Annotated in this window: 17 protein-coding genes; 12 read left to right on the forward strand and 5 right to left on the reverse strand. The window is 72.8% G+C overall.

The window, feature by feature from the left end; all coding sequences use genetic code 11:
* The first annotated feature begins 110 nt into the window (after positions 1-110).
* Positions 111-1,412, forward strand: a complete 1,302-nt coding sequence (locus ACIQLL_RS05845) for a citrate synthase (RefSeq protein ID WP_402464271.1) — start codon at positions 111-113, stop codon at positions 1,410-1,412.
* 199 nt (positions 1,413-1,611) lie between these two features.
* Here ACIQLL_RS05845 and ACIQLL_RS05850 read toward each other — a convergent pair whose 3' ends face one another.
* Complete coding sequence (locus ACIQLL_RS05850; RefSeq protein ID WP_402464272.1) at positions 1,612-2,529, reverse strand: hypothetical protein; 918 nt, start codon at positions 2,527-2,529, stop codon at positions 1,612-1,614.
* The gene (dapD, locus tag ACIQLL_RS05855; RefSeq protein ID WP_402464274.1) at positions 2,529-3,497 is read right to left on the reverse strand and encodes a 2,3,4,5-tetrahydropyridine-2,6-dicarboxylate N-succinyltransferase; all 969 of its coding nucleotides are present in this window, start codon (positions 3,495-3,497) and stop codon (positions 2,529-2,531) included. Before dapD ends, ACIQLL_RS05850 begins: the two co-directional genes overlap by 1 nt.
* 47 nt (positions 3,498-3,544) lie before the next feature.
* Between dapD and dapE the strand changes: the two genes are divergently transcribed.
* The 4 genes from dapE to ACIQLL_RS05875 all read left to right on the forward strand — a co-directional run bounded on the left by dapE (position 3,545) and on the right by ACIQLL_RS05875 (position 6,746).
* Positions 3,545-4,690 (forward strand): succinyl-diaminopimelate desuccinylase, encoded by a 1,146-nt coding sequence (gene dapE / locus ACIQLL_RS05860; RefSeq protein ID WP_402464636.1) that lies wholly within the window; start codon positions 3,545-3,547, stop codon positions 4,688-4,690.
* Positions 4,691-4,699: 9 nt separating this feature from the next.
* Complete coding sequence (locus tag ACIQLL_RS05865; RefSeq protein ID WP_402464275.1) at positions 4,700-5,479, forward strand: LOG family protein; 780 nt, start codon at positions 4,700-4,702, stop codon at positions 5,477-5,479.
* Complete coding sequence (gene folP, locus ACIQLL_RS05870) at positions 5,476-6,438, forward strand: dihydropteroate synthase (protein ID WP_402464277.1); 963 nt, start codon at positions 5,476-5,478, stop codon at positions 6,436-6,438. The genes ACIQLL_RS05865 and folP overlap by 4 nt, the downstream gene beginning before the upstream one ends.
* A 140-nt stretch (positions 6,439-6,578) precedes the next feature.
* Positions 6,579-6,746 (forward strand): DUF3117 domain-containing protein, encoded by a 168-nt coding sequence (locus ACIQLL_RS05875; protein ID WP_191827694.1) that lies wholly within the window; start codon positions 6,579-6,581, stop codon positions 6,744-6,746.
* Positions 6,747-6,943: 197 nt separating this feature from the next.
* On the opposite strand, the gene ACIQLL_RS05880 is transcribed toward ACIQLL_RS05875, so the two are convergent.
* Positions 6,944-7,660, reverse strand: a complete 717-nt coding sequence (locus ACIQLL_RS05880) for an O-methyltransferase (protein ID WP_402464279.1) — start codon at positions 7,658-7,660, stop codon at positions 6,944-6,946.
* Between the two features lie 15 nt (positions 7,661-7,675).
* On the opposite strand from ACIQLL_RS05880, the gene sigE reads away from it, so the two are divergent.
* The 7 genes from sigE (at position 7,676) to ACIQLL_RS05915 (ending at position 13,829) form a co-directional block, all read left to right on the forward strand.
* Positions 7,676-8,236 (forward strand): RNA polymerase sigma factor SigE, encoded by a 561-nt coding sequence (gene sigE, locus ACIQLL_RS05885; protein WP_402464281.1) that lies wholly within the window; start codon positions 7,676-7,678, stop codon positions 8,234-8,236.
* Positions 8,233-9,114, forward strand: coding sequence for a zf-HC2 domain-containing protein (locus ACIQLL_RS05890; protein WP_402464283.1), 882 nt, complete (start codon positions 8,233-8,235; stop codon positions 9,112-9,114). The genes sigE and ACIQLL_RS05890 overlap by 4 nt, the downstream gene beginning before the upstream one ends.
* On the forward strand, positions 9,111-10,562 hold the full coding sequence (locus ACIQLL_RS05895) for a S1C family serine protease (protein WP_402464284.1): 1,452 nt from the start codon (positions 9,111-9,113) through the stop codon (positions 10,560-10,562). Before ACIQLL_RS05890 ends, ACIQLL_RS05895 begins: the two co-directional genes overlap by 4 nt.
* A gap of 48 nt (positions 10,563-10,610) precedes the next feature.
* A complete protein-coding gene (locus tag ACIQLL_RS05900) occupies positions 10,611-11,003 on the forward strand; it encodes a Sec-independent protein translocase family protein (protein ID WP_402464286.1) in 393 nt (130 codons plus the stop codon).
* Between the two features lie 73 nt (positions 11,004-11,076).
* A complete protein-coding gene (gene trpS / locus ACIQLL_RS05905) occupies positions 11,077-12,129 on the forward strand; it encodes a tryptophan--tRNA ligase (RefSeq protein WP_402464288.1) in 1,053 nt (350 codons plus the stop codon).
* Positions 12,126-12,674 (forward strand): 2'-5' RNA ligase family protein, encoded by a 549-nt coding sequence (locus ACIQLL_RS05910; protein ID WP_402464290.1) that lies wholly within the window; start codon positions 12,126-12,128, stop codon positions 12,672-12,674. The genes trpS and ACIQLL_RS05910 overlap by 4 nt, the downstream gene beginning before the upstream one ends.
* A gap of 117 nt (positions 12,675-12,791) precedes the next feature.
* Entirely contained in the window at positions 12,792-13,829 is a 1,038-nt protein-coding gene (locus ACIQLL_RS05915) for a YihY/virulence factor BrkB family protein (RefSeq protein WP_402464292.1), read from the forward strand.
* Between the two features lie 155 nt (positions 13,830-13,984).
* Here the strand turns inward: ACIQLL_RS05915 and ACIQLL_RS05920 are convergent, their stop codons facing one another.
* Both ACIQLL_RS05920 and sdhA read right to left on the reverse strand, forming a co-directional pair.
* Positions 13,985-14,758 (reverse strand): succinate dehydrogenase iron-sulfur subunit, encoded by a 774-nt coding sequence (locus tag ACIQLL_RS05920; protein ID WP_402464294.1) that lies wholly within the window; start codon positions 14,756-14,758, stop codon positions 13,985-13,987.
* Positions 14,758-16,593: a succinate dehydrogenase flavoprotein subunit gene (gene sdhA, locus ACIQLL_RS05925; protein ID WP_402464296.1), complete on the reverse strand. Its 1,836-nt coding sequence runs from the start codon at positions 16,591-16,593 to the stop codon at positions 14,758-14,760. The genes ACIQLL_RS05920 and sdhA overlap by 1 nt, the downstream gene beginning before the upstream one ends.
* Between the last annotated feature and the right edge of the window lie 54 nt (positions 16,594-16,647).

A 16,647-nucleotide genomic window follows, 5' to 3' on the forward strand; every position in this document is an offset into this window, starting at 1 on the left:
CTGTGATTCCGCCCAGGCGGACCCGTCAGGTAGTCCGTGACATCGCCACGTGTTCACGTGCCCACCGCACCCCGACGCCGGGGTGCCGGGGCCCGTCAGGGAAGGAAGACATGACGTCCACCCAGCAGACCGCCACGGTCGAGCTCACCGTCGACGGCACCGGCCGCAAGCTGCCGGTGGTGCCGGCGACCGAGGGCAACGACGGCATCGTCGTCTCGTCCCTGCTCAAGGAGACCGGGATGGTGACGGTCGACCCCGGTTTCACCAACACGGCCTCCTGCGAGTCGACCATCACGTACATCGACGGCGACCAGGGCATCCTGCGCTACCGCGGGTACCCGATCGAGCAGCTCGCGGACAGCTCGTCGTTCCTCGAGGTCTCCTACCTGCTGATCCACGGCGAGCTGCCCTCGGCCGCCGAGCTGGAGGCCTTCACCGGCCGCATCAACCGGCACACGCTCGTGCCCGAGGCGTTCCGCACCTTCCTCGGCACGTTCCCGCGCGGCGGCCACCCGATGGCCATCATGGCCTCGGCCGTGAACGCGCTGGCCACGTACTACCCGGAGTCGCTGGACCCGCACGACGACGAGGCCGTCGAGCTCGCGACCGTGCTCATCCTGGCCAAGATCCGCACCATCACGTCCTACGTCCACCGCGCCATGCGTGACGAGCCGCTGCTCTACCCGGACGCGGCCCGCGGCTACGTGGACGACTTCCTGCGGATGACCTTCGCCCGGCCGTACGAGGAGTGGCAGGCCAACCCGACGCTGGTCTCGGCGATGGACAAGCTGCTCATCCTGCACGCCGACCACGAGCAGAACTGCTCCACCTCGACGGTGCGCATCGTGGGGTCGTCCAACGCGACGCTCTACGCCTCCCTCTCGGCCGGCATCAACGCGCTGTCGGGGCCGTCCCACGGCGGCGCCAACGAGGCCGTGCTGCTCATGCTCGAGAACATCCGGTCCGGCGACGACTCCGTGGAGACCTTCATGAAGAAGGTCAAGAACAAGGAGGACGGCGTCCGGCTCATGGGGTTCGGCCACCGCGTGTACAAGAGCTACGACCCGCGGGCCGCCATCGTCAAGAAGCACGCGGACGCCGTCCTGGACGAGCTCGGCGCCAAGGACGAGCTGCTGGAGATCGCCCGGGGCCTCGAGGAGATCGCGCTGAGCGACGACTACTTCGTGGAGCGCAAGCTCTACCCGAACGTCGACTTCTACACCGGACTGATCTACAAGGCGATGGGGTTCTCCCCGGCCATGTTCACGCCGCTGTTCACGCTCGGGCGCATGCCCGGCTGGATCGCCCAGTGGCGTGAGATGTCGAAGGACCCGCAGACGAAGATCGGCCGCCCGCGCCAGATCTACACCGGGCCGACCGCGCGCGACTACGTCCCGGTCGAGAACCGCTGACCCTGCCGAGGTAGGCCGCCTCCTGCCCCCGTAGGCCGGCTCCTGCCCACGTAGGCCGGCTCCTGCCGAGGTAGGCACGATGCTCGCCAGGTAGCAGGCGCGTCCTCCACGAAGACCCTTCCCGGTGTCCGGGGAGGGTCTTCGTCGTGTCGGTCGTGCCTACCCCGCGGGAGTGTTGCCTACCTCGCGGGAGTTTTGCCTACCCCGCGGCGCCGACCGTGACCTCGACTGTTCCGGGGGCGGGGACATCCCGCTCGTCGACCGAGGACCACTGCGCCGCCCGGCGGGTCCAGACCTGGTCGTCCGCCCGCACCTCGGTGACGCCCGTGGCCGCGGCCGTGGCGACCGCCCAGTGCGCCACCGCCCAGGTGGATCGGGTGACGTCGTCGTACGGCAGCGCGGTGGCGTCGATCCCGACCGTGACGCTGCCGTCGCCCGCCGGCGTGCCGATCGAGGCCGTCCTGCCCTGCGGGAGACCGAGATCGCGCACCAGGCGGTCGGTGAGGTCCGTGGCGCCGGCGGCCCCCGCCGGGTCACCCTCCGTCACGGAGGGCAGGTCGCACGTCACCGAACCGGGGGAGTGGCCCGTGAGCGACGACGCCCACGCGCGGGCCATCTCCTCGTGCTGGGCGTACGCCTGCGGGAACGCGGAGCGCTGCACGGCCTGCGCCGCGTCGGTGACCTCCAACGACTCCCAGCCGTCGACCTCGACCAGCCCGTCGTAGAACGCGCCGGTCGAGTACAGCGGGTCCATGATCTGCTCGACCGTGCCCCAGCCCTGGGACGGTCGCTGCTGGAACAGCCCGACCGAGTCGCGGTCGCCGTAGTCGATGTTGACGATCCGGGACTCCTGCATCGCCGTCGCCACCCCGATCGTCGCCGCACGCGCCGGCAGCCCGCGCCGGACCGACGTGCCGACGATCATCGCCGTGTTCTGTGCCTGGATCGGAGACAGGGCGTGCTCGGCGCCGTCGAGCCGCGCGGCGCACACCTCGCGGGCGGGCGCGGGGTCCCGGGAGGACAGGAACAGCACCACGCCCGCGACGGCGGTGACGCCGACCGCCAGGACGACGGCGACGGCACCCGCCGAGCGGGCCGCGCCGCGCCGTCGGGCCATCAGTTGGCGTGCAGGGCGGCGTTGAGCTCGATGCCGGTGCCGCGGCGGGCGAGCACCTCGACGGCGCCGGTGCGGGAGTTGCGCCGGAAGAGCAGACCGTCGCGGCCGGCGAGGTCGCGGGCCTTGACCGCGAGAGGCTCGCCGTCCTCGCCCATCTCGCCGAGCACGGTGACCTTGGTGCCCGCCGTGACGTACAGGCCGGCCTCGACGACGCAGTCGTCACCCAGCGGGATGCCCAGCCCGGCGTTCGCCCCCAGCAGGCAGCGCTCCCCGAGCGAGATGATCTCCTTGCCGCCGCCGGACAGGGTTCCCATGATCGAGGCCCCGCCGCCGACGTCCGAGCCGTCACCGACGACGACGCCGGCCGAGACCCGACCCTCGACCATCGAGGCGCCGAGCGTGCCCGCGTTGAAGTTGACGAAGCCCTCGTGCATGACGGTGGTGCCGGCGGCCAGGTGGGCGCCGAGCCGGACGCGGTCGGCGTCCGCGATGCGCACCCCGGAGGGCACCACGTAGTCGACCATGCGGGGGAACTTGTCGATGCCGTACACCGCCACGGGCTTGCCGGTGGAGGCGCGCAGGCGCAGGCGGGTGAGCTCGAAGCCCTCGACGGCGCAGGGGCCGTGGGTGGTCCACACGACGTTGGTGAGCGTGCCGAACAGGCCCTCGAGGTTGAGGCCGTGCGGCGCCACGAGCCGGTGCGAGAGCAGGTGCAGGCGCAGGTAGGCGTCGGCGGTGTCCGCGGGCGGGGCGTCGAGGTCGATCTCGGTGCGCACCACCGAGGCGTCCACGCGCCGGGCGTCGTCCCGCAGGGTGAGGGCGGCCAGGTCGGCGGGGACGTCGACGTCGTCGGGCGCCTCCCCGAGCCGCGGCTCGGGGTACCAGACGTCGAGCGTGGTGCCGTCGTCGGCCACGGTCGCGAGGCCGAGGCCCCACGCGGAACGGGTGGAGGGGGTGGGCGTCGTCATGGCACCAGCCTATCGGCGCCAGGTGGCACGATGAGCGGGTGACCAGCATGCCTCCGCCGCCCGTCAGGACCCTCGTCGACCTCGTCGACCCCGCTACGTTGGCGGGGTCCGATCTCGTGGACCTGCTCGCCGCGGTCTGCGACGTCGAGTCGGTCTCGGGGAACGAGACGGCGCTGGCCGACGCCGTCGAGGCGCTCCTGCGCGACCAGCCGCACCTGAGCCTCGACCGCGACGGCGACGCCCTCGTGGCGCGCACGCAGCTCGGCCGCGACCGGCGCGTGGTGCTCGCCGGGCACCTCGACACCGTGCCCCTGACCGACCCGCCCAACCTGCCCACGCGCCTGACTGGCGTCGGCGACGACCGGGAGCTGTGGGGCCGCGGCACCGTGGACATGAAGGCCGGGATCGCCGTCATGCTCGCGCTCGCCGTCGAGCTCGGGCGGCCCGGCAGCGAACCGACCGCGGACCTCACCTACGTCTTCTACGACCACGAGGAGGTGGAGGCCACCAAGAGCGGGCTAGGACGGCTGGTGCGTCACCGCCCCGAGCTGCTCGCCGGCGACTTCGCGGTCCTGGGCGAGCCCACGTCGGCGGGCATCGAGGGCGGCTGTCAGGGCACCCTGCGCGTCGACGTGCGCACCCGGGGCGTCGCGGCGCACTCGGCCCGGTCCTGGCGGGGCCGCAACGCCATCCACGGCGCCGCGCCGATCCTCGCGACCCTGGCCGGCTACGAGGCGGCCGAGGTCGAGGTCGACGGGTTGCTCTACCGCGAGGGCCTCAACGCCGTGGGGATCTCGGGCGGGATCGCGGGCAACGTGGTCCCCGACGCCTGCACCGTTACGGTCAACTACCGGTTCGCGCCCTCACGCACCCTCGCCGAGGCCGAGGCGCACCTGCGCGAGCTCTTCGACGGTTTCGAGATCACCGTCACCGACGCCTCGCCCGCCGCGCGGCCCGGGCTGGACGACCCCCTGGCCGCCGAGTTCGCCGCCGCCGTCCTCGCCCGCACCGGCGGGGAGCCGCGCCCCAAGTTCGGGTGGACCGACGTCGCCCGCTTCGCCGAGCTGGGCATCCCCGCGGTGAACTTCGCGCCCGGCGACCCGATGCTCGCCCACGCCGACGACGAACGCGTCCCGGTCGCCGAGCTCGCGGTGTGCCGCGACGCGCTGCGGTCCTGGCTGCTGGGCGCCTAGGCTCGCCCCATGAGCGAGCGCACCGACGACGGCGTCCAGCAGACGGGCCGTGGCTACCGCAAGGGACCCGTCCTGCTGCGAGGCACCGAGATCCCGGACACGACCACCGACCAGCGCCTCCTGGCCCCCGGTGACGGCAGCGACTGGGTGCACTCCGACCCGTGGCGGGTGATGCGCATCCAGGCGGAGTTCGTCGAGGGGTTCGGCGCGCTCGCGGAGGTCGGCCCGGCGGTCTCCGTGTTCGGCTCCGCCCGCACGCGCCCGGACCACCCGGACTACGAGCTGGCCATCGACGTGGGCAGCCGGCTGGTCGAGGCCGGGTACGCCGTGATCACCGGGGGCGGTCCGGGGATCATGGAGGCCGCGAACAAGGGCGCGCACGACGCCGGCGGCACGTCGATCGGGCTGGGCATCGAGCTGCCGTTCGAGCAGGGCATGAACGAGTACGTCAACCGCGGGGTGAGCTTCCGGTACTTCTTCGCGCGCAAGACCATGTTCGTCAAGTACGCCCAGGGCTTCATCGTGCTGCCGGGCGGGTTCGGCACGTTCGACGAGCTCTTCGAGGCGATCACCCTGGTGCAGACCCACAAGGTCACCGGGTTCCCGCTCGTCCTGGTCGGGACCGAGTACTGGAGCGGGCTGCTCGACTGGGTGCGCAGCGCCGTCGTCGACCGGGGCATGGTCAGCCCCACCGACCTCGACCTGCTCCACCTGACGGACTCCGCCGACGACGCCGTGGCGTACGTCGTCGAGCGCGGGCGGGCGCTCGCGGCCGAGTTCCGGGCGTGATCCCACCCGCCGGCGCACCGCTCGTGCTGCGGGGCCGCGAGGTCGGCCGTGACGCCGGTGGTGTCCTGCGGCCGGTGGTCATGGCGATCGTCAACCGCACCAGCGACTCCTTCTACGCCCCGGCCCGGCTCGTGGACGACGGCGCCGCGCTCACGGCGGCGCACGCGGCCTGGTCCGACGGCGCCGCGATCCTCGACGTCGGTGGCGTGCGCGCCGGGACGGGCCCGGAGGTGAGCGAGGCCGAGGAGGTCGACCGGGTGGTGCCGTTCGTCGCCGAGGTACGCCGCCAGGTCCCGGACCTGCTGCTGAGCGTGGACACCTGGCGCGCCGGGGTCGCCCGGGTGGCGATCGATGCCGGTGCGGACCTGATCAACGACACGTGGGCAGGCCACGACCCGGAGCTGGTCGAGGTGGCCGGCGCGGCGGGGGTCGGGGTGGTCTGCTCCCACACCGGCGGCGCGCAGCCCCGCACGGACCCCTACCGGGTGGCCTACGACCGTGACCCGGAGGAGCCGGTGGAGGTGGCCGACCCGGTCGAGGACCTCCTCGACGACCCGCGGGACGGTGTCACCCGGGACGTGGTGTCCACGCTGCGCCGCGGGGCCGCGCGGGCCGTCGCCGCCGGGGTGCCGCCGTCGTCGGTGCTGGTGGACCCCACCCACGACTTCGGCAAGAACACCTGGCACTCGCTGCACCTGTTGCGTCGCACCGAGGTGCTGGCCGGGCTGGGCCACCCGCTGCTGATGGCGCTGAGCCGCAAGGACTTCGTGGGCGAGACGCTCGACCTGCCACCGGACGCGCGCCTGCCGGGCACGTTGGCCGCGACCGCGTTGGCGGCCTGGCACGGGGCGCGGGTGTTCCGGGCACACGACGTCGCCGCGACCCGTCAGGTCCTGGAGATGGTCGCGGCCGTGCGGGACGAGACGCCGCCCCGCGCGGCGCTGCGAGGCCTGGGATGACCAGGCCAGTCCTGCGCCGACGGTAGAATGGTGAGTCGCACCTCACCCTGCGTGGCCGTGCCGGCGGCGCCGACCCGCTGCCGGGGCGACGGTGCGGGTGCTGGGGTCGAGGAACCGGACAACGGAATGGAGAGCCACACATGGCTGCGATGAAGCCGCGGACGGGCGACGGGCCGCTCGAGGTCACCAAGGAGGGACGCGGCATCGTCATGCGTGTCCCGCTCGAGGGCGGCGGTCGCCTGGTGGTCGAGCTGAACGCCACCGAGGCCGGCGAGCTGGGCGACGCCCTCCAGGCCGTCGTCGGCTGACGCCGCACGTCGAGCAGGTCCGGCACCGGCCGGACGGGCACGACGTCGCGGGCGTGGCGACCCCGACCGGACGGTCGACGGGCGCGGAGCGGGACCACCCGCTCCGCGCCCGTCGTGCGTCCGGAGGTCCGACGGGACGTGCCCGGGAGAGCCCCGGCAGTAAGGCTCCGAAGCGCCGCTGCGAAGCGCCGGCGTCGCTACCGCCGCACGGCCAGCAGCACGCCGTCGCCGACGGGCACCATCGCCGGGACCAGCCTCTCGTCGCTGCGCACGGCCAGCGTGGTCTCCCGCACGAGCGACGTCGACTCGTCGCGCAGCGCCGGGTCCGCGACCCGGCCACCGAGCAGCGCGTCGGTGAGCGCCAGCATCCCGCCGGGACGCAGCAGCCGCACCGCCGCCTCGACGTAGGCGCCCAGGACCGCCGGCTCGCCCGAGACCACGACGAGGTCGTAGGCGCCGTCGGTGAGTCGGGGCAGGACGTCGAGCGCCGGGCGGGCGATCGTGCGGGTCCGGTGCGCCGGGACCCCGTCCTCGGCGAACGCCACCTTGGCGGCCCGCAGGTGGGCGGCGTCGGCGTCGATGGTGGTCAGGACCCCGTCGTCCGCCATGCCGCGCAGCAACCACAGGGACGCCACGGCGCTGCCGGTGCCGAGCTCGACGACGGCACGGGCCTGCAGCGCCGCCGCGACGGTGCGCAGCAGCGCACCGGTGGCGACCGACACCGCGGGGCTGCCGAGCTCCGCGCCCCGGGCCCGGGCACGCAGGAGCGTGTCGTCCTCGACGAGGAACGACTCGCTGAAGTCCCAGGCGGCTCGCGGTCCGTCGTGGGCACCGGTCCCGATGAAGATGGAGGCCCCCTTGATTGCTGCGCCGATCGTACGTGGGAACCCTTCAGGTCGCTCACACGTTCGCATGGGACGATGGCCGTGATGACCGAGACCTCCGCCCGCACCGAGACCGCCGCGCCCTGGGTGCCGCCCACCTGGGACGAGATCGTCCGGGAGCACTCCGCGCGCGTGTACCGGCTGGCGTACCGGCTCACGGGGGACAAGCAGGACGCCGAGGACCTCACGCAGGAGACGTTCCTGCGGGTGTTCCGCTCGCTGTCGAGCTACACGCCGGGCACGTTCGAGGGCTGGCTGCACCGCATCACCACCAACCTCTTCCTCGACCAGGTGCGCCGCAAGAAGCGCATCCGGTTCGAGGCGCTGGGCGAGGACGTGTCCCGCGTCGAGGCGACCGACGACCGTTCGCGCCCCGAGCGGGGTTTCGAGCACGCGCACCTGGACCACGACGTGCAGGCCGCCCTGGACGCCCTGCGTCCCGAGTACCGGGCGGCCGTGGTGCTGTGCGACATCGAGGGGCTCAGCTACGAGGAGATCGCGGTCACCCTGGGCATCAAGATCGGGACCGTGCGCTCCCGGATCCACCGTGCTCGTGCGCAGCTGCGTGACGCGCTTGAGCACCGGCGGGGCGAGGTGGGCCGGTGACCAGGCACCTCGGGGACTGGGTCAGCCCGCTGGCCGACGGCCAGCTGGGGCCGCAGGACACCGAGCGCGCGCTGGCGCACGTGGCTGCCTGCGCCGTCTGCGCCGCCGAGCTGGAGACGGCACGGGCGGCGCGCCGGCACCTGGCGGGTGCTCGCGACGTCGCTGCCGCTCCGGACCTCACCGAACGCCTCCTCGCGCTGTCGGCGACGATCCCGTCGGCCCAGGGCGATCCGCTGCGCGCCCCCGAACGGGACACCACGTGGTCCTCGCCGGAGGCGTGGCAGCCCACCCTCACCGGTGACGTCGCCGCGGCCGCGCGCCGTCGGCGCCGCCGCCGGGTCGCCCTGGTCGGGGTCGGGGGCGCCGGCGTCGTCGGCTGCGCCCTCTTCGTGCTCGGGCAGGCTCCGGTGGTCTCGCCCGACCCGTCCCGTGCGGCGGCCCTGACCACCCTCGCCTCCGACGCCAGCACCGGGACGGCCACGGTCTCCGGTCTCGACGCGGCCGGGTTCGTGGCGCCCTCGCAGCTCCCGGCAGGTTACGAGGTCGCCGCGGTGCGCACCGCGGACGACGTCGTCGAGATCGACCTGACCGGGCCGGACGGTCCCGTCGTCGTGCGGGAGCTGCGGGGCCGTCTGGGCGACGTCGGGGACGCCCACCTCGCCGTCGAGGGCCGCGACGGCCCCGTCGTCCTCACCCGCGACCCCTGGCACGTCGCCTGGCAGTCCGGGGACGTCGTCGTCGAGGTCACCACCGACGTGCCTCAGGACGTCCTGGTGGACGTGGTCGCGGCCTTCCCGGACCGTGCCTACGATGCCGGGGTCCTGCCCCGGATCACCCGGGGCTGGTCCACCGTGACAGGAGCGCTCGCCCACCCATGACGTCCCAGGACCCGACCGACCTCTTCGCCACCCCCGAACCGCCCGCCCGCCGACCGCAGGGGCCTCCGGCGGCCCCGCACACCGCTGCGGGCGCGGGGACGCCGCCGGTCGCACCACCACCGGGCCCGCCGTCCTCGGTCCCGCCGTCGGTGGACGGTCCGGCGGCGGACGGTCCGGCGGTGGACGCGAGGCCGGCGGCGAGGCCGACCGGGACGTACCCGGCCTACCCCGGGCCGTCGGCCTCCCCGGCGCCCTTCGCCTCGGTGCGACCCGGTCCGGTGCAGCACGGTCCGACGGACGCACCGTCGGGCCCGGGTTCCCCGACCGCGCGGTCGGGCGCCCGGGGCGGCGGCGCCCGGACCGCGCTGATCCTGGTGCTCGCCCTGGTCGCCGGTCTGGTCGGAGGCGTCGTCGGGAACCGGGTGTCCGACGGCGGGTCGCAGGACGCCCCTGTCGAGGCGGACCTGCCCGTCGCGCCGGACGGCCAGGGCGACGGCGCCGACCTGTCCCGGCCGGCGGGGTCCGTCGCCTCGATCGCGGCCGACGTGCTGCCCTCGGTGGTCTCCCTCGAGGTCGCCGGTGACGACGGAGCCGGCGCGACCGGCTCGGGGTTCGTACTGCGCGAGGACGGCTACGTCCTGACCAACGCTCACGTGGCCGGCGCCGGCGGTGACGACGGCGAGGTCGTCGTCGTCCTGTCCGACGGCAGCGAGCACCCCGGCGAGATCGTCGGACTGACCACGGACTACGACCTGGCCGTCGTCAAGATCGACGCCGACGGGCTCACGCCGCTCGTGCTGGGCGACTCGGACGACGTCGTGGTCGGGGACGAGGTCCTGGCCGTGGGCGCGCCGCTGGGCCTCGACTCCACCGTGACCTCCGGCATCGTGTCCGCGCTGCACCGACCCGTGCAGGCCGGGGACCAGGCGACCACCGCCTTCATCGACGCCATCCAGACCGACGCGGCGATCAACCCCGGCAACTCCGGCGGACCGCTCGTCGACGCCGACGGCCAGGTGGTCGGCATCAACTCGGCGATCGCCCAGGCCCCGGGCGCCATGCAGGCGACGGGCAGCATCGGCCTCGGGTTCGCGATCCCCGCGAACCAGGCACGGACCACCGCCGAACAGCTCATCGAGACCGGGACGGCGACGTATCCCGTGATCGGTGTCCTGCTCGACACCGGCTACGGCGGCGAGGGCGTCAAGGTCGCCGAGGACAGCCAGCAGGGCAACCCGCCGGTCACCCCGGACGGGCCGGCCGACCTGGCCGGGATCCGGGCCGGTGACGTCATCCTGGAGATCGACGGCCGGCCCGTCTCCCGCAGCGACGAGCTGATCGTGGCGATCCGGGCGCGGCAGCCGGGCGACGCCGTCACGTTGCGCGTGCGGTCCGGCGAGGAGGAGCGCGACGTGCGCGTGGTGCTCCAGGAGTCCTCGGGCACATGACCGGGGACCTGACCGTGGCCCCACCGGACGCGGGCTAGGCTGTCGGTCGTGGGTTTCTTCGGGATCAACGGCGGTGAGCTCGTCGTCATCGTCGTGCTGGCGCTCGTGCTGATCGGCCCCGAGCGCCTGCCGCGCTACGCCGCCCAGCTCGGCGCCCTCGTCCGCCACGGCAAGGGCTACCTGCGTGACGCGAAGGCGCGGGTCGACGCCGAGCTCGGCGACGAGCTGCGCGACGTCGACTGGCAGAAGCTCGACCCCCGCCAGTACGACCCGCGCCGCATCGTCAAGGAGGCCCTCCTCGACGACGACCCGGCGCCCCGCACGGCCCCACGGCCCCCGGGTGGGCCAGGTCAGGCTGCCACGGGTTCCGCCGCGGCGACGGCAGCGGCCACGCCGCCGGTACCCGGCGCGCCGGCGCCCTACGACGACGAGGCCACGTGAGACCGGACCTGCCGGGCGCCACCCGTCCGACGCCGTTTCCGCCGCACCCCACCGACCTGTCAGGATGAGCACCATGTCCGCCGCCACCGTCCCGGGCACGCCCACCGCGTCCCGCCCCCGCATCCTCTCGGGCATGCAGCCCACCGACACGTCGCTGCACCTGGGGAACTATCTCGGCGCGTTGACGCAGTGGGTCGCGCTGCAGGACGACTACGACGCCCTGTACTGCGTCGTCGACCTGCACGCCCTGACGGTCAACCCCGAGCCAGCCGCGCTGCGCGAGCGGACCCGTGCGACGGCGGCGCAGTACCTGGCCGGTGGCGTCGACCCGGCACGCTCGACCTTGTTCGTCCAGTCCCACGTGCCCGAGCACGCCGAGCTCGCCTGGCTGCTGAGCTGCCAGACGGGGTTCGGCGAGGCCGGGCGCATGACCCAGTTCAAGGACAAGTCCGCCAAGCAGGGCACCGAGGGCACCACGGTCGGTCTGTTCACCTACCCCGTGCTGATGGCGGCGGACATCCTGGTCTACGACGCGGCGCTGGTGCCCGTCGGTGAGGACCAGCGCCAGCACCTCGAGCTCACGCGTGACCTGGCCGTGCGGCTGAACGCCCGGTTCGGTGCCGGCACGGCCGTGGTGCCCGACGCCCACATCGTGTCCTCGACCGCCAAGATCCAGGACCTGCAGAACCCCGCGGCGAAGATGTCGAAGTCGAACGCGGGGGGCAAGGGCGTCATCTGGCTGCTCGAGGACCCGAAGAAGGCCGCCAAGGCCGTCAAGTCCGCCGTCACCGACGCCGACGAGTCCTACGCGGTGTACTTCGACCGCGAGAAGAAGCCGGGCATCTCGAACCTGCTGACGATCTTCTCCGCCGTGACCGGGCGGAGCGTCGACGACGTCGCGGCGGAGTACGACGGCCGGGGCTACGGCTACCTCAAGGTCGACCTGGCCGACGCCGTCGTGGCGTTCCTCGAGCCGTTCCAGGAGCGGGCCAACACCTACCTGGCGGACCCGGCGCAGCTCGACAAGGTGCTGGACGACGGCGCGGAACGTGCGCGGGAGATCGCGAGCGGGGTGCGTGCGCGGTACTTCGACCGGTTCGGCCTGCTGCCCCGGGGGACGCGGTGAACCTGCCGGCCCGTGGTCCCGAGCAGGTGCGCATCGGCATCGCGGTCGCCGTGCCGGAGCCGTACGCCTCGCGGCTCCAGCAGGCTCGCGCCGACGTCGGTGACCCGCTGGCCGAGGTGATCCCGCCGCACATCACCGTCATCGGCCCGACCGTCGTCGACGGTTCGCTGCTGCCGGCGGTCGCCGACCACCTGCAGAAGGTCGCGGCCGAGACGGCCCCCTTCCGGGTCCACCTGCGCGGCACCGCGACGTTCCGGCCGATCTCCCCGGTCGTGTTCGTGGCCCTGGCCGAGGGCATCGCGGAGTGCGAGCTCCTGGAGGAGCAGACGCGCTCCGGCGTCCTCGCCCAGCAGCTGCGGTTCAACTACCACCCGCACGTCACCGTCGCGCACGAGGTCTCGGAGCAGGCGATGGACCGGGCCTTCGAGGCGATGAGCGACTTCGAGGCCGTGTTCGAGGTCGACCGCATCTGGCAGTACGAGCACGGCGACGACGGCGTGTGGCGGCCCCAGCGGTCCTTCGAGCTGACGGGCACCCCGGGCTGAACCGCGCCGTACCGACGAGCGCACCCGTCGGTGAGCGCCCCGGCGACATCCTGCGGCCTGCGACGACCCCGAGCGGCGAGCCTGCCGACCAGGCCCTCCGCGGTTAGGGTCGGTGCCGTGGCCGGACGCGTCGATCGACTCCAGACCCTGGCGGTGCGCGTGGTCGGCTGGGTCAGGGACCGCCGCGAGGTGCGCGCCGTGCAGTGGTACATGGCACGCCGCGGCAACCTGCTCTCGGGTGGGATCTCCTACTCCGCGCTCTTCGCGATCGGCGCCGGCCTGACGATCGGGTTCACGATCTTCTCGGCCGTCCTGGGCAGCCGGGAAGAGCTCATGGACGAGGTGCTCCAGCAGATCGACCTGTGGCTGCCCGGCGTCGTCGGCACCGGCCCCGACAACCTGATCAGTCCGGAGGAGCTGTCGGACCAGCTCGTCGTCGACAACTTCTGGTCGACGACGACGATCATCGCCGCCGGCGTGCTGCTCTGGACGGCGATCAGCTTCATGGGCGCGCTGCGGCACTCGATCCGCTCGATGTTCGACGCCCCCGTCGTGGGCGTGAACCCGGTGATGGCCAAGGTCTGGCAGCTCGTCGGGTTCGTCATCCTCGGCGGCATGATCCTCGTGTCGGCGGCGGCCAGCATCCTGGCCACCACGGTGGAGACGCAGCTCGAGAACTGGTTCGGGGACTCCCAGGCCCTCGGCGAGCTTCTTCGCTTCGGCAGCCTGGGGGTCGCCGTCGTGCTCGACGCCGTCGTGGTGTACCTGATCGTCCGCGTCGTCGGGCAGGTGCGGCCACGGCGCACCCGCGACCTCGTGATCGGGTGCCTCCTGGCGGGGCTCGTCTCCGGTGCGCTGCGCTACGCCGGGACGTCGTTGGTGACCTCGAGCGTGTCGAGCAACATCGTGCTCGGCTCGTTCGTCACCATCGGCACGATCCTGGTGCTGGCCAACTTCCTGTCCCGGATGCTGCTCATGATCTGCGCCTGGATGTACGACCCGCCGCGCATGGACGAGGTCGCCCGGGCCGACGCCGAGCTCGTCGCGCTGCGTCACGAGCAGGAGGTCGACCGCCTCGTGCGCCAGGGGGCGGGGTCCGGACGCCCCTACAGCCCGGTGGTGCGCGGCATCCGGCGCGGCATCCACGCCTTCTGAGTGCTCAGCAGCGGGCGGTGGACCGGCGGGCCAGGGCGACGACGAAGCCCGGTGCCGAGACGCTGCGCACGGTCGTCATCCCCGAAGTGGAGCGCCCCCTGGGGCGCGTGAACGCGATCGTGCGCAGCGTCTCGGCACCGGGCCGGCTGTCAGACTCAGAAGGCGCGGGTGATCATCGCCCGCTTGACCTCCTGGATGGCCTTGGTCACCTCGATGCCGCGCGGGCAGGCCTCGGTGCAGTTGAAGGTCGTGCGGCAGCGCCACACACCCTCCTTGTCGTTGAGGATCTCCAGGCGCTGCGTGGCGCCCTCGTCGCGGGAGTCGAAGATGAACCGGTGCGCGTTGACGATCGCCGCCGGGCCGAAGTACTGCCCGTCGGTCCAGAACACCGGGCAGGACGACGTGCACGCGGCGCACAGGATGCACTTGGTCGTGTCGTCGAACCGGTCCCGGTCGGCCTGCGACTGGATGTTCTCGCGGCTGGGCTCGTTCCCGGAGGTGATGAGGAACGGCATGATCTCGCGGTAGGAGGCGAAGAACGGCTCCATGTCGACCACGAGGTCCTTGACCACGGGCAGGCCCTTGATGGGCTCCACGGTGATCGGCTTGTCCGGGTTGACGTCCTTCAGCAGCGTCTTGCAGGCCAGCCGGTTGCGTCCGTTGATCCGCACCGCGTCCGAGCCGCACACGCCGTGGGCGCAGGAGCGGCGGAACGTCAGGGACCCGTCCAGCTCCCACTTGATCTTGTGCAGGGCGTCGAGCACGCGGTCGGTCCCGTGCGCGGTGACGGTGTGCTCCTCCCAGTACGCCTCGGCGGAGACCTCCGGGTTGTACCGGCGGATCTTCATCGTGACGTCGAAGGTGGGGATCTCGCCCGCCGACGACTCGGTCGCGGCGGAGTCCGCCGACTTCTCAGCAACAGCAGTCATCAGTACTTCCGCTCCATCGGCTCGTAGCGCGTCTGGGTGACGGTCTTGGACCCGAGGACGACCTTGTAGTCCCCGAAGTCCTCGACGTGGTCGAAGTAGCCCTCGACGTGCCCGTCGGCGGCGTCGGGGGCCGACGTCGGACGGCGGTACGCCATCGTGTGCAGCATGTAGTTGGTGTCGTCGCGGTCGGGGTAGTCCTCGCGGTAGTGCCCACCACGGGACTCGCGCCGGTTGAGCGCGGCGACGACGGTGACCTCCGCGATGTCGAGCAGGAAGCCCAGCTCGATGGCCTCGAGGAGGTCGGTGTTGAACAGCGTGCCCTTGTCCTGGACGGAGACCTTGCGGTAGCGGCTCTGCAGCTCGCGGATGTCGGAGGCCGCCTGCTCGAGCGACTCCCGCGTCCGGAAGACCTGGGCGTTGGCGTCCATGGTCTCCTGCAGGGCCTTGCGCACCTCGGCGACCCGCTCACCCTCGGGGCGGTCACGCATCTCGGCGAGCTGGGCCTCGACCCGGGCGGTGGGAGCCTCCGGGATCGGCAGGTGCTGCTCGACCGTCTGCGCGTAGGCGGCGGCGGACCGGCCGGAGCGCTTGCCGAAGACGTTGATGTCCAGCAGCGAGTTGGTGCCCAGCCGGTTCGAGCCGTGCACCGACACGCAGGCGACCTCGCCGGCGGCGTAGAGGCCCTTGACGACGTTGTGCCCGTCGCGCAGGACCTCGCCCTTGATGTTCGTCGGGACGCCGCCCATGGCGTAGTGGGCCGTCGGGTAGACGGGGACCGGCTCGGTGTACGGCTCGATGCCGAGGTAGGTCCGGGCGAACTCGGTGATGTCCGGCAGCTTCGCGTCGATGTGCGCCGGCTCGAGGTGGGTCAGGTCGAGCAGGACGTAGTCCTTGTTCGGCCCGGCGCCACGGCCCTCGCGGACCTCGTTGGCCATCGAGCGGGCGACGATGTCGCGGGGGGCGAGGTCCTTGATGGTGGGGGCGTAGCGCTCCATGAAGCGCTCGCCGTCCGCGTTGCGCAGGATGCCGCCCTCGCCGCGGGCCGCCTCGGAGAGCAGGATGCCCAGGCCGGCCAGACCCGTGGGGTGGAACTGGAAGAACTCCATGTCCTCCAGCGGCAGGCCCCGCCGGTACGCCAGCGCCATGCCGTCGCCCGTGAGCGTGTGGGCGTTGGAGGTGGTCTTGAAGATCTTGCCCGCGCCGCCGGTGGCGAAGATGATCGCCTTGGCCCGGAACACGTGGATCTCGCCCGTCGCGAGATCGTAGGCGACGACGCCGGTGGCGTTGACCTCGGCACCGTCCTCGATGTCCTCGGTCGTCAGGTCGTGGTCCGTCAGGAGGTCCAGCACGTAGAACTCGTTGAAGAACTCGACGTCCTGCTTGACGCAGTTCTGGTACAGCGTCTGCAGGATCATGTGGCCGGTGCGGTCGGCGGCGTAGCACGCGCGGCGCACGGCGGCCTCACCGTGGTTGCGGGTGTGCCCGCCGAACCGGCGCTGGTCGATCCGGCCCTCCGGCGTGCGGTTGAACGGCAGTCCCATGCGCTCCAGGTCGAGCACCGCGTCGATGGCCTCCTTGGCCATGATCTCCGCGGCGTCCTGGTCGACGAGGTAGTCGCCGCCCTTGATCGTGTCGAAGGTGTGCCACTCCCAGTTGTCCTCCTCGACGTTCGCCAGGGCGGCGCACATGCCGCCCTGGGCGGCGCCGGTGTGGGAGCGCGTCGGGTAGAGCTTGGAGATGACCGCGGTGCGGGCCCCCTTCGAGGCCTCGAGCGCCGCGCGCATGCCGGCGCCGCCTGCGCCGACGATGACGACGTCGTACTGGTGGGTCTGCATCGGTTCCGATGCCTCCTGCGGGAGTGGTGGTTCAGCGGGCTGGGGGGAAGCGCG

The organism is Isoptericola aurantiacus (assembly GCF_044769875.1).
Taxonomy (GTDB): domain Bacteria; phylum Actinomycetota; class Actinomycetes; order Actinomycetales; family Cellulomonadaceae; genus Isoptericola; species Isoptericola aurantiacus.

Excerpts from the sequence above, each read along its gene's own strand:
- sigE (WP_402464281.1), top strand. The coding sequence starts at position 7,676 with ATGACCGAGACCTCCGCCCGCACCGAGACCGCCGCGCCCTGGGTGCCG.
- ACIQLL_RS05845 (WP_402464271.1), top strand. The coding sequence starts at position 111 with ATGACGTCCACCCAGCAGACCGCCACGGTCGAGCTCACCGTCGACGGC.
- ACIQLL_RS05920 (WP_402464294.1), bottom strand. The coding sequence starts at position 14,758 with ATGACTGCTGTTGCTGAGAAGTCGGCGGACTCCGCCGCGACCGAGTCG.
- ACIQLL_RS05850 (WP_402464272.1), bottom strand. The coding sequence starts at position 2,529 with ATGGCCCGACGGCGCGGCGCGGCCCGCTCGGCGGGTGCCGTCGCCGTC.
- ACIQLL_RS05880 (WP_402464279.1), bottom strand. The coding sequence starts at position 7,660 with ATGCGAACGTGTGAGCGACCTGAAGGGTTCCCACGTACGATCGGCGCA.
- dapE (WP_402464636.1), top strand. The coding sequence starts at position 3,545 with ATGCCTCCGCCGCCCGTCAGGACCCTCGTCGACCTCGTCGACCCCGCT.
- ACIQLL_RS05875 (WP_191827694.1), top strand. The coding sequence starts at position 6,579 with ATGGCTGCGATGAAGCCGCGGACGGGCGACGGGCCGCTCGAGGTCACC.
- dapD (WP_402464274.1), bottom strand. The coding sequence starts at position 3,497 with ATGACGACGCCCACCCCCTCCACCCGTTCCGCGTGGGGCCTCGGCCTC.
- ACIQLL_RS05895 (WP_402464284.1), top strand. The coding sequence starts at position 9,111 with ATGACGTCCCAGGACCCGACCGACCTCTTCGCCACCCCCGAACCGCCC.
- sdhA (WP_402464296.1), bottom strand. The coding sequence starts at position 16,593 with ATGCAGACCCACCAGTACGACGTCGTCATCGTCGGCGCAGGCGGCGCC.
- trpS (WP_402464288.1), top strand. The coding sequence starts at position 11,077 with ATGTCCGCCGCCACCGTCCCGGGCACGCCCACCGCGTCCCGCCCCCGC.
- ACIQLL_RS05865 (WP_402464275.1), top strand. The coding sequence starts at position 4,700 with ATGAGCGAGCGCACCGACGACGGCGTCCAGCAGACGGGCCGTGGCTAC.